The sequence below is a fragment of the Corynebacterium callunae DSM 20147 genome, assembly GCF_000344785.1.
Taxonomy (GTDB): domain Bacteria; phylum Actinomycetota; class Actinomycetes; order Mycobacteriales; family Mycobacteriaceae; genus Corynebacterium; species Corynebacterium callunae.
In genome coordinates, this window is the sequence record NC_020506.1 from 1,178,900 (window position 1) to 1,191,015 (window position 12,116).

Sequence of the window (12,116 nt, forward strand, 5' to 3'; positions counted from 1 at the left end):
TTTACTCCATGGCTATTGAACTAAACGTCGGCCGCAAGGTCACCGTCACCGTGCCGGGTTCATCTGCGAACCTCGGCCCAGGCTTTGACACCCTCGGACTTGCACTTTCTGTCTATGACACCGTGGAAGTGGAAATTATCCCCTCCGGGTTGGAAGTAGAAGTTTTTGGCGAAGGCCAAGGCGAGGTGCCACTTGATGGTTCACACCTGGTTGTCAAAGCAATCCGAGCAGGCCTTAGGGCTGCCGACGTTGAAGTTCCCGGCCTGCGCGTAATCTGCCACAACAACATTCCACAGTCCCGTGGTTTGGGATCCTCAGCTGCCGCGGCAGTAGCAGGAGTTTCCGCAGCAAATGGTTTGGCAGATTTCCCCCTTAGCCAAGATCAAATTGTGCAGCTTGCTTCTGCCTTTGAGGGACACCCCGATAATGCCGCGGCCTCCGTGCTCGGCGGGGCAGTGGTTTCTTGGACCACCTTGTCCGTAGATGGCAAGAGCCAGCCTAAATACGCTGCCGTGCCAATTAAGGTACATAAAGACATCAAGGCCACGGCCTTGGTGCCAGACTTCCACGCCTCCACCGAAGCTGTGCGACGAGTACTGCCCACCGAGGTTACGCATATCGACGCCCGCTTCAACGTTTCCCGCGTGGCCGTTATGATCGTGGCCCTCCAGGATCGTCCTGACCTGCTGTGGGAAGGCACTAGGGATCGCCTGCACCAGCCTTATCGAGCAGATGTTTTGCCGGTGACCGCAGAATGGGTCAACCGTTTGCGCAACCGCGGACACGCCGCTTATCTTTCTGGCGCTGGCCCCACCGCAATGGTGCTCTCCACTGAAGCTGTGCCAGATAAGGTGCTGGAAGATGCTCGTGAATCTGGAATTCGCGTTTTGGAGCTAGAAGTAGCCGAAGGCGTAAAGGTCGAAGTAAACCGAGCTTAAACTTAAAAAACCGAGTGCTTAAAGGCACTCGGTTTTTTGGTTTATTTAGGGCCGATATAACTCTCTGGCAAAACAATGCGCTCCAGCGCAAGAGCCACGAGGGTATCAGGATGAGCCTCAGCTTCAGAATTTCGGTTTAGCACCATGCCAAGCCACAAGGCATCTGTAATGCGCGTGGTGGAATCATCAAAAAAGCGCGAATAGATCTCGTTATAGGACGCTAACCAGTCTGAAAATACCCCTGCCACAGCTTCAGAGTGCAGGGCTCGGCAATAGATTTCTACGCCTAAGACAATTGTCTTGTCATTGGGGGAAAAGACCCGAAGCAATGCAGCTTGGGCGCTTTCAAAGGAATCTACCCCTTGGAATTGCCGGGCGCACCAGTTGACATTGTCCACCACAAATTGTTCAAAGGCGGCGTGAATCAGGGTGTCTAGATCCTTAAAATGATAAGTGATTGACCCCAAAGGAACCCCGGCAGCTTCTGCAATTTTGCGATGTGTTGTATCGGCGACACCAAATTCACAAATAACCTGTAGGCAACCTTCGATAATTTTATCGTGGCGACTGGGGCCGCTTCCTATTGGATGTGAATCAGGCATAGAAGATATTCTACTGAAAAAGACTTAAGAGAATTGCTTTTTCCGCCTGCAAGGCGGCGTCGAAAAGCTTTTTCTTTTTATTTCTCGCCTGGACCCTTCAATTTAATAACCTCGAAGTCTCCGTCGCGCAGGTGCAAACGCAGATCCTTTTTGTCATATTTGCCCACTGAGGTCTTATCGATCTCATCCACAAAGGTCCAGTATTCCGGCAACATCCAATTGGGCAAACGGTCTTTAAGCTGGGAACGCAGCTTCTCCGCAGTCTCACGGGTGGGCTCGATGCCGGGATAGAGCAGCGTAACAGCCAGCGGACGCTCCACCCACTTATCATCTGGGAAGCCAATTACTGCACATTCAACTACCTCATCGGTTGCCATAATGAGGTTTTCCAATTGGCTCGAATAAATCCACTCACCACCCGAACGGATAACATCGCGAGCGCGGTCTTGAATGGTCAAGAAGCCATCGCTGGTAACCGAGCCGACATCGCCGGTTCGCAACCAACCATCAGCGGTAAAGAGCTCGTGGGCATCATCTACCTCAGAATCGCGGAAGGTATGTGCAAGTCCGCCATCATCTTCCATGGGGGAATGGAAATAGCTGGCGGTCACCCACGGACCACGCACCTGAATTTCACCCTCATTGCGGTCTGTGGAGGCCATAACCTGACCATCATTAACCACTCGATATTCCACCGAAGCCGGGAAGCGGCCCTGAGAAACACGATAAGTCCACCTGGTTTCACCAGATACACCTGAAGGCGGACGAGATACAGTACCGACGGTGGAAGTCTCCGTCATACCCCAAACGTGCACCACGTCCACACCATAACGCTGCTCCCACATAGTGATCACGATGGGCGGAACCGCAGAACCGCCCACATAAAGCTCACGCAAAGACATACGCTCTGGCGGGTGTTTGAGATAATGCACCATCAACTGAATCCACAACGTTGGCACACCGTGAGCTACACGAGGCAAGGTAGTGGAAATAATCTTGGCCAGGGTAGGGGCCGAAAGATCAGCTCCTGGCAGGACGAGGGGAGTGCCCGACATAAACGCAGCGATTGGCACACCCCAGCTGAGCACGTGATAAATAGGCACACAGCACAAGAAAGTCTCACCGTGTTCCACAGCTAGGGAATCAGTGGTGCGAATGCTCATGGACTGCAAATACAAAGAACGGTGGGAATACACCACGCCCTTTGGCGGACCAGAAGTACCGGTGGAATAGCAGATTGCAGCTGCAGTGCGCTCATCTTGTACTGGCCAGTTATAGGAAGTGGAGCGACCATCAAGTAGTGCTTCATAGGAATAGGCGTCTAGGCCTGCTGGCAGCAACGCAGCTGCGGCTGAAAAATCATTATCTCCAATAAAAACCACGGCTCGAACTTTGGGGCAGTCAGCCACAATCTCTGCTAATTGCTCCGCTAAACGAGGATCAGCAATGATGACCTCGGCCTCGGAGTGGTTGAGGATAAAAGAAATCTGATCATTCATCAATTGCTTATTCAGCGGATTAAACACAGCACCCATGCAGGCTACCGCGAACATAGCTTCCATATGTTCGGCGCAGTTGTACAACAAGGTAGCCACACGCTGATCTCCGGTAATACCCAAAGAATCATGAAGGGCATGTGCCAGTGCTGCAGCACGGGCACCAACACCGCTAAAAGTCTGTTGCACCTGCTCGCCACCGTCCCAGGTAGTGATGAGCGTATCGCCATGCACGGTGGAACCGTAGGTGAGGATTCTGCTGAGGGAAAGGGGAACATCCTGCATCGTGCTGAGCATGTATTCAACAATAGCGGGGTGGGAACAAACTTTTGGCCAGAGACTGGGCAAGATGGTCAAATAGCTGAGAAACTGCCCACATTTTAGGGCTCCACATACATAAGGTCCGGTATATACAAGGGCGATTGAGACACTTGGGAAAGAATGCGCTAATATAGGCCATCAAGACCGAGGAAACGCTTCCCGGTGCACACCAATATCCTTCGCAGTACCTGCTGAGATCCCACAATATTGCGGCTGACTCTCATCGCGGGGCAGAGGATTACTTTTAAAGCACCCGGAGCTGTGGATATTTTTCCCAGCCACATCTTGGTCTGGAAGACAACATCAAAAAGCGCACTACATACCGTGCACTGATGTATTAGCTTCCTCCAGTGTCATCTTGCGCAACCATTGTTGTGCGCGTAATTAGTGCTGCTTAGAGCAGCACAGTTACCAGCTCAGCTATAAGCCTGATGCCACTTTCAACTACACAGAAGCCGCGTTCGGCCCAACGTCCAACCCGAAAAATCCGGGTAACCCCTCAGATGGCCTGAACTGCTATGAAAGGAAATCTGTGACTGACACAGACAACACCGCAGCGAATCAGGGAGAACTGACCTCCCTTCGACTGCCGGATCTGCGCAAAATTGCGGCAGACCTTGGTCTCAAAGGCACCTCTGCGCTACGCAAAGGCGATCTCTTAAACGCGATCAACGCAGCACAAGCTGGTAAACCAACTGCAGCTGCAACCGCCCCAAAGCGAGCTAGCAAGCGCACCGCTGCACCTGCAGAAACTCCAGCTCCTGCTGAAGCGCCTGTTGAAAACGCAGAAGCCACCGCGCCTGCACCACGTACTCGGGGTCGTCGCAGCACCAAACAAACTCCCGCAGCTCAGCCTGCAGCAGTAGAAACCAGCACTGCAGACAACGCTGCAACCCCAGAGGCTGCAGAAGCTCCAGCTCCGCGCCGTGGACGTCGTCGCGTTAGCGCCACCAACGTCACCGCCGCTGCTGAGCCGGCACCAGCGCAGGCTGAAATCCCAGTAGTTACCGCTGCTGAGACTGCTCCGGCCAACACCGAGGCTGCTAACACTGAGGCTGCAAATAGTGCACCTGCCGCCGGCGAAGACCAGGACAACCGCTTTGAGTCTCGTTCCGCAGCGCGCCGGGCACGTCGTAATCGTCAGCGCCAGACCCAGGACCATGCTCAGAGCAACCGCGAGCCACGCGAGGTTCGTGAAGTTGAGGAAGCAACTGCTGCGCCTGTAGTTGAGCGCGAGCAGGCAGCTGAGGCTCCAGCACAAGCTGTGGCAGAACCTACTCAGTCGGTAGAAAACACCGTTGAGGACACTCGCGAGGATAACCGCCGTGAGCGCGGCAACCGTCGCAACAACCGTAATGATCGCAATGATCGTGGCTCCCGTGACAACCGCAACTCCCGTGATGAGAACACCACTGACCAGGCTGCGGGCGTCGAAAAGCAGGATAACCAGGCTGACAACGGCGAGGATCATAATGAGGATCGCCGTTCCCGCAACAACCGCAATAACCGCGACCGGAATGACCGCAATGATCGTGGAGACCGTAACGATCGTGGCGATCGCAGTGAGCGTAATGACCGCGATGATCGCAATGGTGACGATGATGATCGTCGCGGACGCCGTGGCCGCCGCAACCGTCGTGGCCGTGACCGCGATACTCGCGACAATCGGGACAACCGCGACAACCGCGAGAACAACCAAGACACTGACAACGGCACTCAGCATGAAGAGCAGCTGCAGCCAGTCGCCGGCATCTTGGACATCGTTGATACCAACGTTGCGTTTGTTCGCACCACCGGTTATCACGCTGCGCCTTCCGATGTTTTTGTTAACAATCAGCTGATCCGCCGAATGAGCCTGCGCTCTGGCGATGCCATCATCGGTCAGGTTCGTATGAACCAGGGCAGCACCAACAACCACAACAACCACGGTGGCCGTAACCGCCAGAAGTACAACAACCTGGTGCGCGTGGAAACTGTGAACGGTTTGCCAGTTGAAGAAGCTCGCAACCGTCCTGATTTTGGCAAGCTGACTCCGCTGTACCCGAACCAGCGTTTGCGTTTGGAAACTGAGCAGCGCATTTTGACCACCCGTGTCATTGACTTGATCATGCCTATTGGTAAGGGCCAGCGCGCGCTGATCGTTTCCCCACCAAAGGCCGGCAAGACCACCATCTTGCAAAACATTGCCAATGCAATCTCCACCAACAACCCTGAGTGCTACCTCATGGTTGTCTTGGTTGACGAGCGTCCAGAAGAAGTGACTGATATGCAGCGCTCCGTGCGTGGCGAGGTTATTTCCTCTACCTTTGACCGTCCACCATCAGAGCACACCGCAGTGGCAGAGCTGGCTATTGAGCGTGCAAAGCGCCTGGTAGAGCAGGGTCAAGACGTTGTTGTCTTGCTTGACTCCATCACTCGTTTGGGCCGTGCTTATAACAACAGCTCACCAGCATCGGGACGTATTCTTTCCGGTGGTGTGGATTCCAATGCGCTGTACCCTCCAAAGCGTTTCTTGGGTGCTGCCCGCAATATCGAAAACGGTGGTTCTTTGACCATCATCGCTACCGCCATGGTGGAAACCGGTTCCGCCGGCGATACTGTGATCTTCGAGGAATTCAAGGGCACCGGCAATGCGGAGCTCAAGCTGGATCGTAAGATCTCTGAGCGTCGTGTATTCCCAGCTGTTGACGTTAATCCTTCCGGTACTCGTAAGGATGAGCTGTTGCTCAATCCTGATGAGGCGCGCATTATGCACAAGCTGCGCCGCATCCTGTCCGCGCTGGATAACCAGCAGGCTATTGATCTTTTGATCAAGCAGCTTAAGAAGACCAAGTCCAATGCAGAATTCCTGATGCAGGTTGCTTCCAGTGCACCTATGGCAGGAACTGAGAAAGAGGAGGAATACTCCTAATGGCATCGCAGGTTTCTGCAGTAGATGACATCCTGGCCGAATACCACGGTCTAGAACAGCAAATGGCTGACCCCGAGCTGCACAATGATCCCGCAGCTGCTCGTAAAGTAGGCAAGCGCTACTCCGAGCTGCAGCCAATTATCAATGTGCACCGTGAACTCACCGCTGCTCAAGATGATTTGGAAGCCGCCAAGGAAATGGCTCATGAAGATCATGAGTTCCAAGCGGAAGCAGAACGCCTGGCAGCTGAGGTTGTTGAGCTTGAGGAAAAGCTCGCTGACCTGCTAGCTCCACGTGACCCTCACGATAGCGAGGACATCGTGATGGAAATCAAGGCTGGCGCCGGCGGCGAAGAAGCAGCACTTTTTGCTGGTGACTTGCTCCGTATGTACCAGAAGTTTGCCGATAAGCACGGTTTCTCCATTGAGGTTTTGGACTCTGCAGAGTCTGACCTCGGTGGCGTTAAGGACATCACCTTGTCTATCCGTTCCCGTCAGCCTTCTCGCGATGGCGCTTGGAGCCAGTTTAAGTTTGAAGGTGGCGTGCACCGCGTACAGCGTGTGCCCGTGACCGAATCTCAGGGACGTATTCAGACCTCTGCAGCTGGTGTTTTGGTTTACCCAGAACCCGATGAGATCGAAGACGTGGAAATCGACGAAAAGGATCTGCGTATCGACGTTTACCGTTCCTCCGGTAAGGGTGGCCAGGGCGTTAACACCACTGACTCCGCTGTGCGTATTACTCACCTTCCCACTGGCTTGGTTGTGACCTGTCAGAAGGAACGCTCTCAGATCCAGAACAAGGCCCGCGCAATGCAGGTTTTGGCTGCTCGTCTGCAGGCTTTGAAGGAAGAGGAAATCGAAGCTGAGGCAGCTCAGGGACGTGCCGCTCAGATCCGTACCATGGACCGCTCCGAGCGTATTCGCACCTACAACTGGCCAGAAAACCGCATCAGTGATCACCGTATTGGGTTTAAATCCAATAACCTTGACTCCGTGCTTGACGGTGAACTTGATGATCTTTTCACTGCACTTCGAGCTGCTGAGCGTTCAGCACGCCTTGAGGCAGAAGGCTAAAAAATGCTCACCCTCGGGGAAGCACTGCGCGACGCCACCACCACCCTTGAAAAGGCGGGGGTGGCGTCGCCACTTAATGACGCCCGCCTGATTGCAGCACATCTACTTGACTGCGGGCCCTTGGACATAGCGCTGCGCATGCGCGATGAAGTGCCTGAGGGCTTTGGCGAGGCTGTTGCACGGCGCGCTCAGCGCGAGCCGCTGCAACATATCCTGGGTAGCGCACCGATGGGACCACTGGATTTACACGTCGGACCTGGGGTTTTTATTCCCCGCCCAGAAACGGAGGTTCTCGCTGACTGGGCCGTGCGGCAGGCGGCGAGCGTCGACAAGCCCGTTATTGTAGATCTGTGCACCGGTTCCGGTGCCCTAGCAGCCTATATCGGCCATGAGCTTGTCGACGCCCACCTCACCGCGGTGGAACTCGATCCGGGGGCTTTAACGTGGGCGCGCCGCAACCTCATGGAATTTGCTCCGCACGTTAATTTGGTCGCTGGCGACGTTACCGATGCTGAAATTTTGCCTGGTTTGCACTCCACGGTGGATATTGTGGTGTCCAATCCGCCTTATGTTCCAGAAACTTTAGAGCTTGACCCAGAGGTATATCAGGATCCGCATATGGCCGTTTTTAGTGGTGATACTGGCATGGATGTCATCACGGAAATGGTTCATTTGATCTTTAGTTTGCTGCGTTCTGGGGGAGTAGTTGGTGTGGAACATGATGACACCACCTCCGCGCAAGTGCAGGCAGTTTTCCGTGAACATGGTGGTTTTGGCAACATTGAGGTGTTAAAAGATCTTGCTGGCCGAGACCGCTTTGTGACAGCGAGTAAGCTGTGAGCGAGTAAAGGCTCTTTTGCGGGCTTGGGCTTTAATTTTTAGGGCCTGTGGGCCCGTGGGTCCGTGGGTCCGTGGGCCCGAAATATATTTTTGATTTTCAATTGAGGAGGAAACAGTGAGCAGAATTTACGATTGTGCAGAACCAGAATCTCGGGCAGCCGGCCTCAAAGCAGCAGTAGATGCTGTTAAAACCGGCCAGCTGGTAGTCCTGCCAACCGATACTCTTTATGGATTAGGTTGCGATGCCTTCAACAACCAGGCTGTTGCCAACCTCCTAGCCACCAAGCACCGCGGACCGGATATGCCCGTCCCAGTGCTGGTCGGCAGCTGGGATACCATCCAGGGCTTGGTTCACACCTACTCTGCACAAGCTAAAGCTCTGGTAGAAGCTTTCTGGCCAGGTGGACTGTCCATCATCGTGCCACAGGCTCCAAGCCTGCCATGGAACCTTGGCGATACCCGTGGCACCGTCATGCTACGTATGCCTTTGCATCCAGTTGCCATTGAGTTGCTACGCCAGACCGGCCCAATGGCTGTATCCTCTGCCAACATTTCCGGCCAGACCCCACCAAGCACCGTTACTGCGGCACGCCAGCAGCTCAACCAAAATGTGGCGGTTTATCTTGACGGTGGCGAGTGCGCCATTGGTTTGCCTTCCACCATTGTTGATATCTCGGGCGATCATCCAAAGATTCTGCGTGAGGGAGCAATCAGCGCTGAGCGCGTCGGAGAAGTGCTAGGGGTGACGGCAGAGAGCCTGCGCTAAATGGGAGTCGGTTTCGCAGGGATTCCGCTGCGCGAACTAGGACTAATCATCCTGGTCGCAGCGGCAATTACCTACCTCAGCACCGGGATTATCCGGATCCTCATGGTCAAAAGTGGCCGGTTAAATGAGATCCGCGATAGAGATGTCCACGTCATGCCTAAACCACGTCTTGGTGGAGTGGCTATGTTCAGTGGATTCCTTGGTGCGGTATTCCTTGCGGACCAGCTTCCAGCCTTGACAAGAGGCTTTATGCCCATCACTCCAGAGATGAATGCCGTCATCTGGGCAGGCTTTGTCATTGTGGTGGTGGGTGCACTTGATGATCTCTTTGATCTTGATGCGATCACCAAGTTAATTGGCCAGATTGTCGGTGCTGTCACCATGAGTCTCTTGGGACTTACCTGGACAATTCTCTATCTTCCCTTTGGGGGAGGAACCACATTACTTATCGACCAAGTCCAGTCCACTATCTTGACAACACTGTTTACGGTGGCCTTGATTAACGCTTTGAACTTTGTGGATGGCCTCGATGGACTCTCTGCTGGTGTGGGCATGATTGCCGGCGCAGCCATTCTGGTTTTCTCCCTCACCATTCTTTTTGACCAAAATGGTGCGGTTTCCGCTTATCCGCCGGCCATTATTGCAGCAGCCTTAGTAGGTATTTGCGCCGGCTTTTTGCCTCATAATTTTGAGCCTTCGCGCATTTTTATGGGTGACTCTGGCTCCATGCTGATTGGTCTTTTGCTGGCTGCTGCCTCCACATCTGCTTCCGGCAAAATCAATATGAGCCTTTATGGCACGGTGGATATCATCGCGCTGATGTCACCAATTATCGTGGTGTTGGCAGCCGTAGCAGTTCCACTTTTGGATCTAGTGATGGCTGTTATTCGTCGTGTCAGTAGGGGAGCGTCACCGTTTTCGCCGGACAAAATGCACTTGCATCACCGTCTGCTCGCCATCGGACATACTCATCGTCGCGTGGTTTTGGTGTTGTATATGTGGGTAACTGTAGTGGCTTTTGGAGCTGTAAGTTTTTCCATTGTGCCCCCACTTTTTGCCACCCTTTTAACCATCGTTGGGTTGGTGCTGGCAGCTGCGCTAACCTCCATTCCTGTATTGCGCAGCCGGCACTATAACCCGCGCCATGCCAATCCGGCTGCCTAAACAATAGTTAGTTTAAGATTCCCTTTAAGATTTTTAAGCCAAAACCGGTAGGATTCCCCCTCGTGACTAACCAACAGCCCCAAGATCCCACTGCACAGTCTGTGCCAGATTCTGCGGATTCACCTTTTCAAATTTCCCAATATGACGATCACCGCCGGCCTTTGCAGCGTGCAGTGAAGTTTGGAACCATCGCCCTGGTGGTTCTTACCGTTGTTTCCTTGGCCATTTGGGGAACCACTCGAGGCTTGCCGGGAGTGTGGGGTGTGTTGATTGGTGCCGCAGTTGGAGGCGGATTTGTCCTGCTCACTGCGCTCAGCGTGTTGGTTACCGCCAATTCCAATGTCACCACCACCGGGGCTGTGGTGCTGGGTAGCTGGCTGCTAAAGATCGTCATTTTGGTGATCGTGCTAGCCGTTATTAAAGATATGACTTTCTATGACAATGTCGCCCTTTTTGTCACAGTGGTGATAGCCCTTTTGGCTGTTCTCCTTACCGAAGTTTGGGGAGTTATTACCTCACGAGTCACCTACGTGGGCTAAAAACGCTTCTCGACGAATCCCGGGGGCTTTAAGCGCTAGACGCTTAAAGCCCCCGGGATTTTTGGCTTGCACCACATTAGAGGGTAGGGAAGTAGGGGTGGAGGCCCGAAATCATTCATGTGTTGGTTGCCACAGGGTAAAAGTGAAAGAGATTGAAACCGCACATAATTGGGCCGTTTTCAGATGTCTTCTGGGAAAAGAGCAGGTAGATTTTAGGTTTTAGCCCATGAATAGCTGGCAAAAAACTGCTTAAATAATTCGTGGGATTCTTTATCAGCTACCCCCGTTTACCCGCAAGTCGGGCTTTGTGACACACATAACACCTGCTAATCGTTCCCGCTCACGCGCTATTTCTTCGAACTAAGTAGTGGGAAGTAAGTTTTGCCCCCGCCCCGTTTGAATAAAAGCTAAAAACACCTGTTAATCTATAACGCGGGTTGAACCGAGAAACCTCCCAAGGCAGCAGACACTAAGCCGCAGGGGGTTTTGCGGAGCACGTCCCCTGTGATCGTTGCGCTGATGTGCGACGGAGTCCGTGGCGATTGCAGCGAGTTTTTCAGACGTCCATCGCACCGTGCATAACAAAGAGTGCACGGCCCGAACACGGGAGAGAACGCTGAGCGTTACAACACTGTCCATGAAGGGTGAATTTCACAGCCCGAATTTGGACGACGAATTTTTCCCGGGGCACGTAACCGAAAATGGCGACGTCGTGGACATGTTGTTCACCGATTTCGCCAATGGTTGGTTCGCACTTGATCGCATTATGTTGATCCGTCTTCTTATGACGGCAATTATTGTGATCTTCTTCCTTTTGGCCATGCGTAAGCCAAAGCTTATTCCGCATGGAGTCCAGAATTTTGCAGAGTATGCGCTCGATTTTGTTCGTATTCACATCGCTGAGGACATCCTTGGAAAGAAGGAAGGCCGTCGGTTCCTACCGATTATCGCCACCATCTTCTTTGCTGCCCTCTTGATGAACTTGACTACCATCATTCCAGGCCTGAACATCTCGCCGAACGCTCGTATCGGTTTCCCCATTGTTATGGCGGTCGCCGGCTACATTGCCTTCATCTACGCAGGATCTAAGCGCTACGGATTTGCGAAGTACGTTAAGTCTTCCATTGTGATCCCGAATATTCCTCCAGCTCTTCACGTGCTGGTGGTTCCAATTGAGTTCTTCTCTACCTTCATCTTGAGGCCAATTACCCTGGCGCTTCGTTTGATGGCTAACTTCCTTGCCGGCCACTTGATTCTGGTCCTGCTGTACTCCGCCACGAACTTCTTCTTCTGGCAGATGAACGGCTGGACTGCAATGTCTGGCGTTACCATCATCTTGGCAGTCCTCTTCACTGTGTACGAGCTCATCGTCATCTTCCTGCAGGCATACATCTTTGCCCTGCTGGTTGCTGTCTACATTGAGCTTTCCCTGCACGCGGATTCTCACTAGATGAACAAATAAA

10 protein-coding genes are annotated in these 12,116 nt (G+C 53.3%); 8 read left to right on the plus strand and 2 right to left on the minus strand.

Annotation, left to right across the window (positions count from 1 at the left end; genetic code table 11):
* Positions 1–8 precede the first annotated feature (8 nt).
* A complete protein-coding gene (gene thrB, locus H924_RS05585) occupies positions 9–938 on the plus strand; it encodes a homoserine kinase (protein WP_015650988.1) in 930 nt (309 codons plus the stop codon).
* A gap of 41 nt (positions 939–979) precedes the next feature.
* Here the strand turns inward: thrB and H924_RS13645 are convergent, their stop codons facing one another.
* Together H924_RS13645 and H924_RS05595 are read right to left on the minus strand one after the other, a co-directional pair.
* A complete protein-coding gene (locus H924_RS13645; protein WP_015650989.1) occupies positions 980–1,540 on the minus strand; it encodes a TetR/AcrR family transcriptional regulator in 561 nt (186 codons plus the stop codon).
* A 77-nt stretch (positions 1,541–1,617) separates the two neighbouring features.
* Complete coding sequence (locus tag H924_RS05595) at positions 1,618–3,333, minus strand: long-chain fatty-acid--CoA ligase (RefSeq protein WP_029703135.1); 1,716 nt, start codon at positions 3,331–3,333, stop codon at positions 1,618–1,620.
* Between the two features lie 556 nt (positions 3,334–3,889).
* On the opposite strand from H924_RS05595, the gene rho reads away from it, so the two are divergent.
* From rho to atpB, 7 genes are all read left to right on the plus strand, one after another.
* Complete coding sequence (gene rho, locus H924_RS05600; RefSeq protein ID WP_015650991.1) at positions 3,890–6,268, plus strand: transcription termination factor Rho; 2,379 nt, start codon at positions 3,890–3,892, stop codon at positions 6,266–6,268.
* Positions 6,268–7,344 carry a peptide chain release factor 1 gene (prfA, locus tag H924_RS05605; protein ID WP_015650992.1) on the plus strand — a complete coding sequence of 359 codons (1,077 nt, stop codon included), beginning with the start codon at positions 6,268–6,270 and terminating at the stop codon, positions 7,342–7,344. The genes rho and prfA overlap by 1 nt, the downstream gene beginning before the upstream one ends.
* Positions 7,345–7,347: 3 nt before the next feature.
* Complete coding sequence (prmC, locus tag H924_RS05610) at positions 7,348–8,184, plus strand: peptide chain release factor N(5)-glutamine methyltransferase (RefSeq protein WP_015650993.1); 837 nt, start codon at positions 7,348–7,350, stop codon at positions 8,182–8,184.
* A gap of 115 nt (positions 8,185–8,299) precedes the next feature.
* The gene (locus H924_RS05615) at positions 8,300–8,950 is read left to right on the plus strand and encodes an L-threonylcarbamoyladenylate synthase (RefSeq protein ID WP_015650994.1); all 651 of its coding nucleotides are present in this window, start codon (positions 8,300–8,302) and stop codon (positions 8,948–8,950) included.
* A complete protein-coding gene (locus H924_RS05620; RefSeq protein ID WP_015650995.1) occupies positions 8,951–10,114 on the plus strand; it encodes an MraY family glycosyltransferase in 1,164 nt (387 codons plus the stop codon).
* 101 nt (positions 10,115–10,215) lie between these two features.
* Complete coding sequence (locus H924_RS05625; protein WP_029703132.1) at positions 10,216–10,653, plus strand: hypothetical protein; 438 nt, start codon at positions 10,216–10,218, stop codon at positions 10,651–10,653.
* Between the two features lie 637 nt (positions 10,654–11,290).
* Positions 11,291–12,103 (plus strand): F0F1 ATP synthase subunit A, encoded by an 813-nt coding sequence (gene atpB / locus H924_RS05630; protein WP_029703129.1) that lies wholly within the window; start codon positions 11,291–11,293, stop codon positions 12,101–12,103.
* Positions 12,104–12,116: the final 13 nt, after the last annotated feature.